General features: G+C 60.9%; 11 protein-coding genes and 3 pseudogenes. 7 read left to right on the top strand and 7 right to left on the bottom strand.

The features are described 5' to 3' along the window. Positions 1-33: 33 nt before the first annotated feature. Positions 34-1,333 (bottom strand): annotated as a pseudogene (locus LJU32_18425) (Nramp family divalent metal transporter). A gap of 263 nt (positions 1,334-1,596) precedes the next feature. Here LJU32_18425 and LJU32_18420 point away from each other — a divergent pair. Beyond that, a complete protein-coding gene (locus LJU32_18420) occupies positions 1,597-2,730 on the top strand; it encodes a lactonase family protein (GenBank protein WKV87631.1) in 1,134 nt (377 codons plus the stop codon). Positions 2,731-2,847: 117 nt separating this feature from the next. Further along, positions 2,848-4,089, top strand: a complete 1,242-nt coding sequence (locus tag LJU32_18415; protein WKV87630.1) for an MFS transporter — start codon at positions 2,848-2,850, stop codon at positions 4,087-4,089. A 1-nt stretch (position 4,090) separates the two neighbouring features. On the opposite strand, the gene LJU32_18410 is transcribed toward LJU32_18415, so the two are convergent. Both LJU32_18410 and rclC read right to left on the bottom strand, forming a co-directional pair. Next, positions 4,091-4,318 (bottom strand): DUF2790 domain-containing protein, encoded by a 228-nt coding sequence (locus tag LJU32_18410; protein ID WKV87629.1) that lies wholly within the window; start codon positions 4,316-4,318, stop codon positions 4,091-4,093. Positions 4,319-4,348: 30 nt separating this feature from the next. After that, positions 4,349-4,924, bottom strand: a complete 576-nt coding sequence (gene rclC, locus LJU32_18405; protein ID WKV87628.1) for a reactive chlorine resistance membrane protein RclC — start codon at positions 4,922-4,924, stop codon at positions 4,349-4,351. 126 nt (positions 4,925-5,050) lie between these two features. Here rclC and LJU32_18400 point away from each other — a divergent pair, with 126 nt between their 5' ends. Together LJU32_18400 and LJU32_18395 are read left to right on the top strand one after the other, a co-directional pair. After that, positions 5,051-5,956 (top strand): AraC family transcriptional regulator, encoded by a 906-nt coding sequence (locus tag LJU32_18400; GenBank protein ID WKV87627.1) that lies wholly within the window; start codon positions 5,051-5,053, stop codon positions 5,954-5,956. Positions 5,957-6,111: 155 nt separating this feature from the next. Further along, positions 6,112-6,888 (top strand): alpha/beta hydrolase, encoded by a 777-nt coding sequence (locus tag LJU32_18395; GenBank protein ID WKV87626.1) that lies wholly within the window; start codon positions 6,112-6,114, stop codon positions 6,886-6,888. A gap of 27 nt (positions 6,889-6,915) precedes the next feature. Here the strand turns inward: LJU32_18395 and LJU32_18390 are convergent. Further along, positions 6,916-7,834: pseudogene (locus LJU32_18390) on the bottom strand (LysR family transcriptional regulator). A 41-nt stretch (positions 7,835-7,875) separates the two neighbouring features. Between LJU32_18390 and LJU32_18385 the strand changes: the two are divergent. After that, positions 7,876-7,965, top strand: a pseudogene (locus LJU32_18385) (DUF4381 domain-containing protein). Between the two features lie 20 nt (positions 7,966-7,985). Here the strand turns inward: LJU32_18385 and LJU32_18380 are convergent. After that, positions 7,986-8,615, bottom strand: a complete 630-nt coding sequence (locus tag LJU32_18380; protein WKV87625.1) for a glutathione S-transferase — start codon at positions 8,613-8,615, stop codon at positions 7,986-7,988. Between the two features lie 285 nt (positions 8,616-8,900). On the opposite strand from LJU32_18380, the gene LJU32_18375 reads away from it, so the two are divergent. Both LJU32_18375 and LJU32_18370 read left to right on the top strand, forming a co-directional pair. Next, positions 8,901-10,952 carry a pyridoxamine 5'-phosphate oxidase family protein gene (locus tag LJU32_18375; protein WKV87624.1) on the top strand — a complete coding sequence of 684 codons (2,052 nt, stop codon included), beginning with the start codon at positions 8,901-8,903 and terminating at the stop codon, positions 10,950-10,952. Positions 10,953-10,970: 18 nt separating this feature from the next. Continuing rightward, positions 10,971-11,183: a hypothetical protein gene (locus tag LJU32_18370; protein ID WKV87623.1), complete on the top strand. Its 213-nt coding sequence runs from the start codon at positions 10,971-10,973 to the stop codon at positions 11,181-11,183. On the opposite strand, the gene gabP is transcribed toward LJU32_18370, so the two are convergent. Together gabP and LJU32_18360 are read right to left on the bottom strand one after the other, a co-directional pair. Continuing rightward, positions 11,180-12,586, bottom strand: coding sequence for a GABA permease (gabP, locus tag LJU32_18365; protein ID WKV87622.1), 1,407 nt, complete (start codon positions 12,584-12,586; stop codon positions 11,180-11,182). The two genes, LJU32_18370 and gabP, sit on opposite strands and share 4 nt — an antisense overlap. A gap of 235 nt (positions 12,587-12,821) precedes the next feature. Further along, a complete protein-coding gene (locus tag LJU32_18360; GenBank protein WKV87621.1) occupies positions 12,822-14,948 on the bottom strand; it encodes a TonB-dependent siderophore receptor in 2,127 nt (708 codons plus the stop codon). Positions 14,949-15,169: the final 221 nt, after the last annotated feature.

Raw genomic sequence — 15,169 nt, 5'->3', positions numbered from 1 at the left:
ATTCGAGGGCGTGCGCCCCTCGACTGCTCGTCATCAAGTAAACAGATCAACGCCCAACTGGAACGCTACCCACAGCGCCAGACCGGTAGCAAACATCAGCGCGATGTTTTCAAACAGGTTGTTGCGGTATTGCTTGTCCAGCAGCGATTTCTGGTTGGACATGATCAGCAAGCCCAAAGAAATCACCGGCAGACCAATGATGTTCAACGCGCTGACACCAATGGTCAGGGTGACGAAATCCGGCATGCCCGGCATCGACCAGATCAGCGGCGTGACCAGGATGAACAGCATGAACCACTTGTGCATCGGGTCATGATGGAACTCTTTGCCGTACTTCTCGCGACGCTCAGGACGAACATGCTGGAAGGCATCGGTGATCAGCATCGGAAACGCCGTGGTCTTGCCTGAAATACTGGCGAACAGTGTCGCGAACACGCCGATGAAGAACACGTACCAGCCGATCGGGCCGAAGAAGATTTCCAGTGCCTTGCCCAAGTCAGCCAGGGTTTTCACCTCGATGCCATTGGGGCGCAGGATTTCCGCACCGACGATCCAGATCGCCAGGTTGATGATGATCCCGACAAACACCGCGAACAGCAGATCGTTACGCTGAATGCGCTTGTGCTGCGGCCCGGTCCAGCCTTTCTGGCGCATGACATAGGGGTGCACGAAGTTGGCAATCGAACCGGCAACCGCGCCGATCACTGAAACCGCTACCAACAACGCGCCATGCACGCCTTCGTCCGGCGGAATGCTGAAGCCGATGGTGCCTTTGATGATGCCGCTGACATCCGGACCGGACATCACCGCCAAAGCGATGAACGCCAGGGTCATGATCGCCAGCAGCAGCTTCATCACGCCTTCAATCATTGTGTAGATGTTGCGCCCGACCAGCATCCAGACCGCCAGCACCACCGCCACCGAGCACAGCAATGGCTGATCGATCTTGAACAGCATCGCCAGCGACTCCCTGCCCCTTGATCATGTAGGCGTTCATCAGGTGCCCCATCAACAGGGCATAAACCAGCATGAACCAGGCAAACACCGGGTTGAGCTGGGCGTAGCCCTGCAGAATGGTCATGCCTTGGTTATTGCACAGCTGGAAACGGGCAATGATGTTGACGATCAGGTATCTGAGCAACAACGAGACGGCCAGCACCCACATCATGGCGTAGCCGTAGTTCGCACCGGCCACTGAAGACGTGATGAGATCGCCCGCACCGAGCCACGACAGCACGGCGATAATGCCGGGGCCGAGCAGTTTCAGCGTTCGCAGGAACAGGTTTTGCGGTTTCGCAGCGGCCTGATGATCGAGTGGAGCCATGCTCGTCATAGGGGTATCTCCGTTATTGTTTTTGTGAGAATTGTTGCACTGCGCACATTAGGTAGGATGTCGTACAACAACGCTAACGGCAGAGTATGTAAAAATGTGTCAAACCTCCTGATTAGCCTCCATCCCGATCATTTCTGCTGATAAAAATCATCTAGCACGCGCATGCCAATGAGCATGGCGACGTTGCAGGCCTACTAAAAAGCCGTTGATGCCCTAGCCAATCACTCATAGGATGACTGATCACAACAACAATAAGGCTGGAAATGATGAAAACAACCCTCTTGATCGCTGCGCTCGCCTCCACGTTGAGCGTGACGGCTAACGCCGCTACTTACGCTTACATCTCAAGCCCCGGCGACGGTCTGATCTCGCAGTACCGCCTTGATCAGAACAACGGCGCACTTACCCTCATCGAACAGGTCCAGGCCGGTGATCAAGTCAATCCCATGGCCCTCACCCCGGACGGCAAGGTGCTGTTTGCAGCCTTGCGGGTCAAGCCCTTCCAGGTCGTGGGTTATCGGATCGATCCCACAAGCGGTCACCTGACAAAATTTACCCAGGCACCCCTGGCAGAAAGCATGGCCTACCTGTCGACCGACCGAAAAGGTCGTTACCTGCTCGCGGCGTCCTACGGCGCCGATACCCTCAGCGTGCAGAAGATCGGCGAAGATCATCTACCTTCCGCCGACATCCTGCGCTACCCGACCGGCCTGCATGCGCATTCGATTCGCACCGAGCCGAGCAACCGCTTTGCCTATGCGGGCAATCTGGGCACTGACAAGGTGCTGCAATATCGCCTGGACGCCAAGACCGGCGAGCTCAGCCCGATCGGCAGCGGCTCGGTCAGCGTCCCGGAGAAAACCGGCCCTCGGCACCTGGCATTCTCGCCGCACGGCAAATTCCTTTATGTCGTTGGCGAAATGAGCGGCACCGTGACCGCGTTTTCAATCGACGAAACCAGCGGCGCATTAACGCAAATCGCTGAAGCCAATGGCATTCCCCAGCGTTTGAAGCTGGCCCACGGCGAAGTTCGGGATGCGCGCAACAACGACTTGAAAGACGACCCGACCCCACGTATCTGGGCCGCTGACCTGCGCATGTCGCCGGACGGAAAACTGCTGCTGATGAGCGAGCGCACCAGCAGCAGCGTCTCGGCATTTGCCGTGGACCCGGCCTCGGGAGGGCTCAAATTTCTCGACAACTACCCAGTACAGGAACAGCAGCCGCGCAATATCGCCTTCTCCCCCGATGGCCACTGGCTGCTGGTGACGGGCGAGAAAAGCGCCAAGGTCGGTACGTACGCGGTGAGCAAGGATGGCGCGCTGAAGCGTGTCGGTGAAGCGGCCTCCGGCAAAGGCGCATTATGGATAGAAATACTGCAAACGCCTGACGCTTGAATATCTGCGGAGCAGCAACTGCTCCGCCGTTCTGCAACTAATCCCCCGCCGCTTCGGTCATTAGGTTTGCCGAGGTTGATACATTTTCGCAGACCTCACTTTCAAGAGACTGCCCCCGTGATCAGCCATCTCGATCGCCGCAACAACCGCTCGCTGGACAGTCTGAATTTCTTCCTCGCCGATGTCCGCGACGGTCTCGGTCCGTACCTCGCCATCTACTTGCTCGCCGTACACCACTGGGACCCGGCCAGTATCGGCGTGGTCATGACCATTGCCGGTATTGCAGCACTGGTCACGCAGACACCGGCCGGTGCGCTGGTTGACAGCAGCCGGGCGAAACGTGCGCTGGTCATCATCGCCGCGCTGTTGGTGACGGCGAGTTGCCTGGTGCTGCCGTTCATTACTTCATTCAGTCCGGTGGCGTTGACCCAAGCCTTGAGCGCGGCGGCAGCATCTATTTTTGCCCCGGCCATTTCCGCGATCACCCTGGGCATCACCGGCCCGCGAGCATTCACCCGGCGTACCGGTCGCAACGAGACGTTCAACCACGCCGGCAACGCGTGCGCAGCGTTATTGGCTGGTTTGTTTGCCTATCTGTTCGGTCCGGTGGCGGTGTTTTATCTGATGGCGGTCATGGCGCTGGCCAGTGTGATTGCCGTGCTGTTCGTTTCGGCAGAAGCGATAGATCACGACGTCGCGCGCGGTTTGCAGCCTGGCGATCAAAGCCATCAGCCGTCCGGGTTCAAGGTACTGCTGAGCAATCGCCCGTTGCTGATGTTTGCCCTGTGCTGCGCGCTGTTCCACTTGGCCAACGCGGCGATGCTGCCGCTGGTGAGCCAGAAACTCGCCCAAGCCAACTTGCACATGGCCACACCGCTGACGTCGGCGTGCATCGTCGCCGCGCAACTGGTGATGGTGCCGATGGCGCTGCTGGCCGGTGCGAAAGCCGATGTCTGGGGGCGCAAACCGTTATTGCTGGCGGGTTTTCTGATCCTGCCGCTGCGTGGCTTGCTCTACACCTTCTCGGATGATCCGTACTGGCTGGTCGCCGTGCAGCTGCTCGACGGCGTCGGCGCTGGGCTGTTCGGCGCGCTGTTCCCGGTGATGGTCAAGGATCTCACCCTCGGCTCCGGGCATTTCAATGTCAGCCTCGGCGCGCTGACCACAGCATTTGGCCTTGGCGCGGCGCTGAGCAATGGGCTGGCCGGATTCGTCGTCGAGGCCGCCGGTTACAGCGCGGCATTCCTGACCCTCGCCGGGATTGCAGCGGCAGCATTCCTGCTGCTGTTGATCGCTGTTCCGGAAACGCTGCAGCGGACTGAGCAATTCGAGTCCGCTGCAGTTATGGGCCAAACCTGAGCTAATCGCCACCGCAGCCATTGCCGAGCACGTTGTACGTGGCGACATGCCGCTGGCCGTGGCTGTCTTCATAGACGACCTCCACCGGAACAATTCCGCAGGCGGCGCTGGTGTCGGTGATGCTGATGGTTTTGGCGATATCCAGTGGCACGCCGATCTGCGCAGGTTCGGTGGCGGCGAAGACGTTGCCGGCGAGGATGGTGAGGGTCAAAGCAATAAACGTTTTCATGGTGTGATCTCTCTATAAAGGGGAAGGAATTCAGGCCTGACGTTCAGTCAGCAATTGGCGCGCGGAATCGGCCATGACCGGCAGCGCTCCGGCGAGCATCAGGACGTCTTTGAGCACCAGGCGTCCGGCGCCGGACAGATAGGGAAAGCCATGCTGACCATCGCCCAGCGCAGCGACCCAGGCTTCAGGCGTGGTGACCAGAAAGCTCAGGGTCACCAGCGGCGTAGCGAACGCCAGCGCGCCACCGAGCAGGCCGGTGCGGCGGGACAGCGGGTTGGACAGGACCAGCAGACCGATGAGGATTTCCACCACGCCAAGCCCGGTGGAAAAGCCGTAGGTGTTGTTCGCGGTCTGCCAGGTGCGCTTGTCGGCGTTCAGCTCGCCCTCATGGGTCAGGTGCGCCTTGTAGTCTTGCGGGTGTTCGTAGAAGAACGACATCACCGGGCTGTTGGCGACGAAGGGCGTGATGCTGTCGGCTTCGTACGGGACGAATTTCAGCGCGCCGATCCACAGGAAGACGATGGCGATGGCCACGCGCATCAGCGGGATACCGAGGCGATCGAGTTTGCCGAGCTGTTGTAGTCCGGCGTTGATTGAGGTGAACATGCGACTTCTCCAGATCAATGAAAGTGGAGTCAGTCTGCGGTGCTACCGAATCGCGCTTTTGTCGGTCATGCTCAACGTCTTGCTCAATCGTCTCAACTTTGCGGATTTCCATCGTGATGGGTGCCAATGAACTCGCTCGATAAGCTCATCAGCCTGGCCAACGTGCGCGGCAGCCTCGATCTGCGTTGCCAGTTTCAAGGCGACTGGGCGCGCGATCATCAACAGGAAGCCTTGGGCAAGGCGCCCTATCACATCGTGCTCAAGGGTGAATGCCGGGTTGAGCTGGCCAGCGGGCAACGCCTGGCGATGCGCGCCGGCGACATTCTTTTGTTGCCACGGGGCACGCCGCATGTGCTGCACAGCGGCGGTAAAGATGTAGCGCCAATGCTGCCAACGCTGATTCCAGGCGGGGTGTTGCCGATCTATCGGCTCGGTGGGGCGAGCGCCGATCTGGACATGCTCTGCGGTGGCTTTCATTACAACCGCGCGTCGATGCTGTTCGCCGCCCTCCCCGATTACCTGTTGATTGCCAACGATGGTTTGCCGGTGGATGCGCCGCTGACAGCCCTGATTGCGCTGTTGCGCAGCGAAGCCGACAGCGAGCAGCCGGGCGCGCGCTTTCTTCTCGATTCACTGTCCCAGGCCTTGTTCACCTTGATCCTGCGTGCGCACCTGGTCCGTGCCGATCAAGCCCAAAGCACCCTGGCGCTGCTCGGCGACCAGCGCCTCGGCCGCACCTGTCAGGCGATACTGGCCAATCCGGCGCACGAATGGACCATCGAAGCCATGGCCGACACCGCGAACATGTCCCGCGCGACGTTCATGCGCACCTTCGCCCGAGTCGCTGGCGTGTCGCCGTGGGTGCTGCTGACCCAGTTGCGCATGGAGCTGGCGTTCAGTCTGCTCAGCCATTCGCATCTGGGCCTTAACGATATTGCCGTGCAGGTCGGCTATCAGTCGCAAGCTGCATTCAGCAAGAAATTCAAGGAAACTTACGGCGAGGCCCCGGGCAAGATTCGCCGCGCGATCTGAATGGATGGATCGCTTTGTATCAGCGTGTAGCTTTCGCCAACACAGATACACACGCATGCGAAGGCCGGCCGTGCGCACACATAACTGACACATTTAGCGCGCTAAATAACCCTGTCGCTTCCATTCCTACATTAACCAATCGACAGGACATCACCATGAACAAAGTCTTCGCTACCCTCGCCCTTACCGCCGCCATGTTCGGTGCCACTGCCGCGTTCGCTGCGCCGGTTAAACCTACCGTAGTGCTAGTGCACGGTGCCTTTGCCGATTCGAGCAGTTGGAACGGCGTGGTCAGGATTCTCGAGAAGGATGGCTACCCGGTGATCGCCGCCGCCAACCCGCTGCGCTCGGTCAAGGGCGATGCGCAATCGGTGGCGGATGTGCTGGCCAGCGTGAAAACCCCGGTGGTGCTGGTCGGCCACTCGTACGGTGGCCCGGTGATCAGCGAAGCCGCTTACGGCAATGCCAATGTCAAAGCGCTGGTGTACGTCGCCGCGTTCGCCCCGGAAAAGGGTGAAACCGCCGCTGAATTGTCCGGGCGTTTCCCCGGCAGCACCCTTGGCCCGACCCTGTCGGCCCCGGTTGAGCTGGCCGATGGTGGCAAGGATTTGTACATCCAGCAGGATAAATTCCACGATCAGTTCGCCGCCGATGTTTCCCCGGCAGATGCGAAGCTCATGGCCGCCACGCAACGCCCGGTGACCGTCGCTGCGCTCAACGAAGCCGCCACCGAGCCTGCGTGGAAAACCGTGCCGTCGTACTTCGTCTACGGCGATCAGGACAAGAACATCCCGGCGCAAGCCCTGGCGTTCATGGCCGAGCGCGCGCACTCCAAGCAGACCGTAGTGGTCAAAGGCGCGTCGCACGTGGTGATGGTGTCCAACCCGAAAGCCGTCGCCAGCCTGATCGAAACCGCTGCTGCGGCGAAGTGATTCATCGCTGAGTTGAACGTTGAAGCGTTAGCCGTGAACCCTGTTCACGGCTTTCAGCGCTGGATGGTGCTGTAGCCGCTCGCTGAGAAAGTCCACGAACGTGCGCACCTTCGCCGGTACGCGCGGATGTTTCAGATAGACCAGTTGCACCGGTAACGCCGGCGGCTCAAAGGCCTGCAACACCAATTCCAGTTCACCGGCCGCAACCTGGCTGGCGACTTGATAAGACAGCACCCGGGTAATGCCCCAACCGGAACTGGCGATGTTGATCGCCGCCTGATTCGCGGTGACCACCAGACGCGGTTCGAAACGAAAACTCAACGGCCCATCGGCATGGGCGAATTGCCAATCGCTGAGCAAATGACTGGCGGACGACATGACGATATTGGCGCGGCTCAACTCGTTCGGATGTTGCGGACGGCCATAGCGGGCGAAGTAATCGGGGTGCCGCAAATCACCTGCCGGACCTCACCGACCTTGATTGCATGCTGATTGTTTTCGTGCAGATGGCCGATGCGTACGGCGACATCGATACCCTCTTCCGCCATGTTCACCACGCGATCGACCAGCAAGGCCTTGAGATGCACCGAAGGAAACGCGTCGACGTATTGCGCCAGCAACGGCGCGATGAACAGCTCGCCAAACAACACCGACGCGGTCACGCTCAAGTGCCCGCACGGCACCCGATAACTGCCGGCAGCGGCTTCTTCGGCTTCGTCGACATCGCAAAGGATTCGCCGGCAATCGTCCAGATAACGATGGCCGGCTTCGGTCAGATGCAGGCTGCGCGTAGTGCGCGACAACAGACGCGTGCCGATGCGTTGCTCCAGCGCAGCGATGGCGCGGGTGACGCTGGGGGCGAGGTGTTCAAACGCCGGGCCGCCGCCGCAAAGCCGCCCTCCTCGGCCACGGCCAGGAACATGCGCATTTCCTGAAAACGATCCATAGCTGGGGACCTGTCGAAGATTTTGAAAACCCACCGGCCCTGTGGGAGCGGGCTTGCCCGCGAAGGCGTCCTGTCAGTCAACTACGATGCTGAATGACCCACCGCTATCACGGGCAAGCCCGCTCCCACAAGGTTTCGGCGTGTGCTGATATCAAGCGCTTTGCAGGCCCACCGCTGTGCGCTGCATGCCGACGAATTTCGGCAGCGCCTCAACCCGTTCCAGCCACGCCCGCACATTCGGGTAATCCTCGAGCGAGACATTGCCTTCCGGTGCGTGGGCGACGTAAGTGTAGGCGGCCACATCGGCAACGGTTGCCTTGTCGCCGGCAAGGAATGCGCTGTTGGCCAACTCGTCTTCCATCACTTGCAATAAAGCGTGGGAACGCTTGATTGCATCAGCCGCGTCGTAACCGGCGCCGAACACCGTGATCAAGCGCGCCGTCGCCGGGCCGGAGCTGATCTGCCCGGCAGCCACCGATAACCAACGCTGCACCTTGGCTTGCTCGACCGGATCGCTCGGCAGCCACTGGCCGTTGCCGTATTTGCTCGCCAGATAAACCAGAATGCCGTTGGAATCCGCGAGCACCGTGCCGTTGTCATCAATCACCGGCACCTGGCCGAAACGGTTGAGGGCGAGGAATTCAGGGGTTTTGTGGGCGCCCTTCATCAGGTCGACGAACACCAGTTCGGTCGGCACATCCAGCAGGGACAACATCAACTCGACGCGGTGCGAGTGGCCGGACAACGGATGGCGGTACAGTTTGACGGCTGACTGGGACATGACGTGCTCCTGGATTATTTGAGGTCGACCCGCTGATCGTGTCGATGGGGCTCATCCTGCTCCCCTGCCGCAAATCGCGGAATCCTCAGCCAATACAATCGAGCATTTCAGCCAGTGAAATAATCACCCGCCTCCTTAGGCGCGCGCAGGGATCATTTCACCGAGTGAAACAGTGGATTGCAGTTTCTGGCCATTCCCTCGCAACCGGCCGAGGGCGAACATGAGCCCACTTGAGCTTCAGCCCCTGGCGGCTCACCGGCCCGTTTGCACCCGAGGAGAATCGAAATGGACACAGCGTCGAAACCGCAGCCCTCGCCCTGGCATGAAGGTGAGCTGACCCTGCAACGTGCCGTCGGCGCGGTGGAGATGATGGTCGGTGTCGGCCAGCGGCAACTGGCCCGCGACTGGATGCCGGACCAGCACCGCGAGTTCTATGCGCAACTGCCCTTCGTCGTGCTCGGTGCCGTTGATAGCCAGGGCGATCCGTGGGCGACGCTGCGCACCGGTCAACCGGGGTTCATGGATTCGCCGTCACCACAGGTTCTGAAGATCAAACTCGACGCGCAGCCCAATGACCCGGCCAATCAAGGCCTGCAACCCGGCGATGCGATCGGCATGCTCGGCATCGAGCTGCACACCCGTCGGCGCAATCGCATGAACGGCAACATCAGCCGCCGCGATGCCGACAGCCTCGAGATCAGCGTGACCCAGGCCTACGGCAACTGCCCGCGCTACATCAATCTGCGCCATTACGCCTTCGTCGATGAGACCACCGACAACGCGCTCGACTTGCCGGTCAGCGAACCCTTGGTGCGAGACATGATCACCGCCGCCGACTCGTTCTACGTGGCCACTTACGTGGTGCGCGACGGCGAGCGCCAGGTCGATGTGTCCCATCGCGGCGGCAAGTCCGGCTTCGTGCACATGGACGAGGACGGCACCCTGACCATCCCGGATTTCTCCGGCAATTTGTTCTTCAACACCTTGGGCAACATCCTGCTCAACCCGCGCGCCGGGCTGACCTTTATCGATTTCGAAAGCGGCGATCTGTTGCAGATGACCGGCAGCGCAGAAGTGCTGCTCGACGATCCGCAAATCGCCGCGTTCCAGGGCGCCGAGCGCCTGTGGCGCTTCAAGCCGCAGCGCATCGTTTACCGTCAGGCCGCGCTGCCACTGCGCTGGGCCGAGCAGCCGCAAGGCGATTCGCCCAACTCGCAAATGACCGGCAGCTGGGAACAGACCCGCGAGCGTTTGCAGGCCGAGGCGCTGCGCAATCAATGGCGCGCGCTGCACGTCACGCGGGTGGTCGACGAGAGTCCGCAGATCCGTTCCTTTTACCTGCAAGCCAACGACGGCTTCGGCCTGCCGCGCTTCGAACCGGGCCAGCACTTGCCGATCAAGGTCTTGCTCGACGGTCAGGACGCCGCATCGATCCGCACCTATAGCGTGTCCAGCGCGCCGTCGGACGAGTTCCTGCGCATCAGCGTCAAACGCGATGGCTCGGTGTCTTCGCATCTGCATGATCGGGTGCAGGCATTGGACTTGATCGAAGCGCGCGCGCCGCAAGGCGATTTCACCGTCGACGCCACCGAACGCCGGCCACTGGTGCTGTTGGCCGCAGGGGTTGGGGTGACGCCGTTGCTGTCGATGCTGCGCGAGGTGGTCTATCAGGGCAAACGCATCAGCCGCATGCGCCCGACCTGGGTGGTGCAAAGCAGTCGCACCGTCGAGGATCTGGCCTTTCGCGATGAAATCGACGCCTTGGCCGCGCGTGCAGGCGACAAGGTCCAAGTGCTGCGCGTGGTCAGCCAGCCGCCGCTGGACGCAACAGCGCAGGGTTACGATCATGCCGGGCGCATCGACATCGCCTTGCTGAAAAGCCTGCTGCCGCTGGATGACTACGATTTCTACCTGTGCGGTCCGGGCAGCTTCACTCAGGCGCTGTACGACGGCCTGCGCAAAATGCGCATTCCCGATGATCGCATCCACGCCGAAACCTTCGGCCCGTCGACGCTGATCCGCGACGTCGAAATCAGCACCCCGGCGCCGCCGCAAGTGCCGGTCGCCGAAGAACCGGTCAAGGTGTTGTTTGCCAAGTCCGGCAAGGAAGCACGCTGGGAACCGGGCAGCGGCACCTTGCTGGAACTGGCCGAGGCACGTGGCTTGAATCCGGAGTTCAGCTGTCGCGGCGGCTCGTGCGGCACCTGCAAAACCCGCCTTACCAGCGGCCAGGTGCATTACCTCACCCCGCCGGCCATGCGCCTGGCGAACGACGAAGTGCTGATTTGCTGCGCCGCCCCGGCGCAGGGCAGCGAAACCCTGGTGCTGGACGTTTGAATGTTGAGGAGGTGCGCCATGAAGCCGTATGCAGAAACCAACGTCGTGTGGCCGCAAGAGAACACCGGACTGTCCGCCAGTGAATGCGAACGCAGCTTTTTGCTGCCGCAATTGATGGGTTCACTCGCCGGTGAAACCTGCGCGTTGACTGGCGCACTCAGTCAACACGAGCCTCTACCTTCGAGCCCGAACGGCTGGTTTTCCCGTGGGCTCAAAGCGTTGTTTGCTTAGGCTTTGCTAACAGCCGCCACCCTGCCCGCCGGCCGGTGCTGGCGGCTGGTGACCAGGCCAATGAACGAGATCAGCAGCGCCAGGCCAATGGTCGAAGTCACTTCCAGGCGATGTTCAGGGGTGATCATCATCACTGCCAGAGCGGCGCAGATGAAGGCAATGACCAGCCAGGTGAGCCAGGGAAACAGCCACATGCGCAGGGTCAGTTCGACCTTTTCCCGTTCCAGGCGGCGGCGCATGCGCAACTGCGAAATGGCGATCACCAGATACACCAGCAAGGCAATCGCGCCGGAGCTGGCGAGCAGGAACTGAAACAGCCCGGCCGGCATGAAATAGCTGAGTAACGTCACGCCTGCGCCGATCACCGTGCTGGCAATGACCGCAGCGCGTGGCACGCCGGCGGCCGAAGTCACCTTCAATGCCGGCGGCGCGTCGCCGCGTCGGCCCAGCGAATAGAGCATGCGCGAGGAAATGTAGATCGACGAGTTCATGCAACTGGCCACCGCGATCAATACGACCACGTCGACGAGGAATTTGGCGTTAGGAATGTTCATCAGTTCCAGTGCGCGCTGGTAGGAACCGACCGAGGCGAGCTGCGAGTCATTCCAAGGCACCACGGAAATCACCACGAAGATCGACAGCAAATAAAAAATGCCGATACGCCAGATCACCGAGCGCGTGGCCTTGGCGATGTTCTGCGCCGGATTGTTCGATTCCGCAGCGGCAATGGTCACCGCTTCGGTGCCGATGAAACTGAACATGATGGTGATGAACGCGCCGACCACCGCCGACATGCCGTTCGGCGCAAAGCCGCCGTGCTCGGCCATCAGCGTGCTCAAGCCACTGGCTTCGCGCTCGGGAATCCAGCCCATCAGCACCGCAAAGCCCAAGCCGATGAAACCGATGATCGCGATGACCTTGGCCATGGCGAACCAGAATTCGAACTCGCCGTATTTCGACACGCTGAACAGGTTGGTAATCACCAGCAGCACGATCGACAGCAAGGCGAATAACCACGCATCGACCTGGGGAAACCACTGGTTGAGCACGTGCCCGGCGGCCAGTGCTTCGATGGGAATCACCAGCACCCAGAACCACCAGTAGAGCCAGCCGATGGTGAAGCCGGCCCAGCGGCCAATGGCTTGATCGGCGTAGGTGGAAAACGAGCCGGTGTCGGGATGCGCCACGGCCATTTCACCGAGCATGCGCATGACCAGCACGACCAGCAGACCGGAGAACAGATACGCGAGCAGCACCGCAGGTCCTGCGGCGGCGATGGCGTGGCCTGAGCCAACGAAAAGTCCTGCGCCGATGATGCCGGCAATGGAAAGCATGGTGACGTGACGCGGTTTGAAACCTTGCGCCAACTGACCGTTGGAGTCCTTGGGGTTCAGGCTAGTCATGGGTTCTTATTGTTCTCATGATCGACGTTTGGGCCACTGACTGAGCGTCAGGCGATCATCATTTCCGGTGTCGGCATCAGGCGAAAGCTGCGACGCAGACGCTTTGCCGACGAAATGATGCTTCACCTTACGTGGCCCGACCGCCGCGCAACTAGCCTGAGTGCGGCATGCCGATGTCTGATTTCGACATGCCACTCTCAGGCCAGCATGGGTCGGCGGCAACCGCTGCGGCGATTTACAGCGTATAGGAAATCCCCACCTGCACGGTTCGCGGCGCGCCCGGGTAGGCGTAAACGTTGCCGAAGGCGCCTTCTTCGTAGTCGCGGTCGAAGATGTTTTTCACATCGAGGTTGAGCCGCACTTTATCGTTGACCTTGTAGAAGCTCAGCAGGTCGACCACGGTGTAACTGCCCATGGAAAACGCGGTGTTGGCGGTCTGCCCGGCGCGCTCGTCGACGTATTTCAGGCCGGTGCCAAGGCCAAGGCCTTTGAGCGTGCCGTCCTGGAATTCGTACATGTTGAGCAGGCTGAAGCTGTTCTTCGGGATGTTCAGCAGGCGCGTGCCGGAGCGCAGCGTGTTGTCCTTGGTCACCTCGGCGTCGACGTAAGCGTAACCGCCGACCACTCGCCACTCCGGGGTGAGGTTGCCGGTGACGTTGACGTCGAAACCACGGCTGCGTACTTCACCAGCGGCGACGCTGAAGGTCGAATCCACCGGGTCGGTGGTCAGTACGTTGCGTTTTTCGATCTGGTAGATCGCCGCGTCGACGCTCAACTGCTGATCCAGCGCTTCCCACTTCACGCCCATCTCGTAGGACTTGCCTTTCTCCGGGGCGAAACCGCCGCCTTCGCGACTGGCGCCGGTGTTGGGCTTGAACGAGCGCGCGGTGTTGGCGTACACCGCCAGGGTTTCGGTCAAATCGTAGGTGACGCCGATACGCGGGGTGACGGCGTTGTCGCTGGCCTGCCAGCTCTTGCCGCCCGGCACGTAGGTTTCGTAATCGTGCTCGAAGCGCTCGAAACGTGCGCCGGCCAGCACTTTCAGTTTGTCGGTCAGGGCGACCTGATCCTGCACGAACGCGGCGTAGGTCTTGAGGTTTTCCTTGTCGTGAGTCGGTGTGCGGGTCAGCGCCGGGCGTGGCTGGCCGTAGACCGGGTTGAAGATGTCGATCGGGTAGGCACTGACCGCGCCGCTGGAGCGCTGGATGATCGACTTGTAGTCGTAATCTTCGTACTCGATGCCGGTGAGCAAGGTGTGCTGCAGACCGCCAGTGTCGAAATGCCCGGTGAGGTTGAGCTGGGTGTCCTTGTCGGTCCATTCCAGCTTGCGGTAGTTGAAGTTACGCCCCAGCGTGCGGCCGTCAGCGGCAATGCCGTTGGCCTCGATCGCATTGCCCTTGAGCGAGCCGTCGAGCCACTGGAAACCGCCGCCCAGGGTCCAGTCGTCGTTGAGCATGTGCTCGAAACGCAGTTGCGCCATGTTGTTGTCGTTGTGCAGCTTGCCGACGTCCTTCTCGCCAAAGAAGGTATCGCGCGAGGCAGTGCCGATCTGCGCCGGGTAGCGCGTCACGCCGCGATCGAGCGGCGCGTTGTTGCGCATGAAGTCGCCTTCGAAAATCAGCTTGGTCGCGTCGGTGGCCTGCCAGGTCAGCACCGGGGTGATGCCGTAGCGCTCGGTCTCGACATGATCGCGGAAGGTGTCACCGCCCTCGCCCACCACATTCAAGCGATAGGCCAGACGCCCTTCTTCATCGAGCGGCCCGGAAGCGTCGAGGGTGCCGCGCTTCATGCCTTGGTCGTTCAATTGGCTGCCTAACGTAACGGTGCGCTCGGGCAACGGCTGTTTCGACACCACGTTGAAGGTACCGCCGGGATCGCCACGGCCATAGAGCATGGTCGCCGGGCCGCGCAGCACTTCCAGGCGCTCGATGGTGTTGGCGTCGGGCATGTTCGGGTAGCCACGGTTGATCGGGAAACCGTTGCGGTAGAACTCACCGGTGGTGAAACCGCGCACGGTGAACGTGGTCAGGCCCTGCCCACCGAAGTTGTTCGCCCGACCGACGCCACCGGCGTAATCCAGCGCATCCTGCAAACGCGTCGCGCCGAGGTCTTCGACGGCGTCCTTGGTCACCACGCTGATTGACTGCGGGGTTTCATGAATGGAAGTGTCGGTGCGCGTGGCGCTGGCCGAACGCGTGGCGCGATAGCCCTGCACCGGGCCGTCTGCCCGTTCGTAATCTGCTGTGCCGACCACGTCGGTGGCTTCCAGCTCAAGCATTGAAGAAGTCGGTTCGGCTGACTCAGCCCACGAGGAAGAAGACAACGCCTGCAGCACACAAATGGAAAGCAGAGTTCGACGCATGAGGTGAAAACCTTTACGAATAGGCCAGAACGAAGGGCAAAACCGCCAATGAAAACGCGGCGCATGGTATACCGGCGCATTGGTAATTGAAACTTATTCTTATTTGTCATGTCGGTCAGGATTACTGAGCAGAATTCATCACTCCATCCTGAAACCGCGCATTATCAGCAGCGCGTCGATGGCCTAGGCTCGTAGAGATCCGACGTCAATCGATGGCTGCG

The sequence above is a fragment of the Pseudomonas sp. B21_DOA genome, assembly GCA_030544685.1.
Taxonomy (GTDB): domain Bacteria; phylum Pseudomonadota; class Gammaproteobacteria; order Pseudomonadales; family Pseudomonadaceae; genus Aquipseudomonas; species Aquipseudomonas fluorescens_AO.
This window is presented reverse-complemented; position numbering and strand designations above follow the sequence as displayed.

Coding starts and splice junctions, on each gene's coding strand:
- LJU32_18420 (WKV87631.1), top strand. CDS start 1,597: ATGATGAAAACAACCCTCTTGATCGCTGCGCTCGCCTCCACGTTGAGC.
- LJU32_18410 (WKV87629.1), bottom strand. CDS start 4,318: ATGAAAACGTTTATTGCTTTGACCCTCACCATCCTCGCCGGCAACGTC.
- rclC (WKV87628.1), bottom strand. CDS start 4,924: ATGTTCACCTCAATCAACGCCGGACTACAACAGCTCGGCAAACTCGAT.
- LJU32_18400 (WKV87627.1), top strand. CDS start 5,051: ATGAACTCGCTCGATAAGCTCATCAGCCTGGCCAACGTGCGCGGCAGC.
- LJU32_18395 (WKV87626.1), top strand. CDS start 6,112: ATGAACAAAGTCTTCGCTACCCTCGCCCTTACCGCCGCCATGTTCGGT.
- LJU32_18380 (WKV87625.1), bottom strand. CDS start 8,615: ATGTCCCAGTCAGCCGTCAAACTGTACCGCCATCCGTTGTCCGGCCAC.
- LJU32_18375 (WKV87624.1), top strand. CDS start 8,901: ATGGACACAGCGTCGAAACCGCAGCCCTCGCCCTGGCATGAAGGTGAG.
- LJU32_18370 (WKV87623.1), top strand. CDS start 10,971: ATGAAGCCGTATGCAGAAACCAACGTCGTGTGGCCGCAAGAGAACACC.
- gabP (WKV87622.1), bottom strand. CDS start 12,586: ATGACTAGCCTGAACCCCAAGGACTCCAACGGTCAGTTGGCGCAAGGT.
- LJU32_18360 (WKV87621.1), bottom strand. CDS start 14,948: ATGCGTCGAACTCTGCTTTCCATTTGTGTGCTGCAGGCGTTGTCTTCT.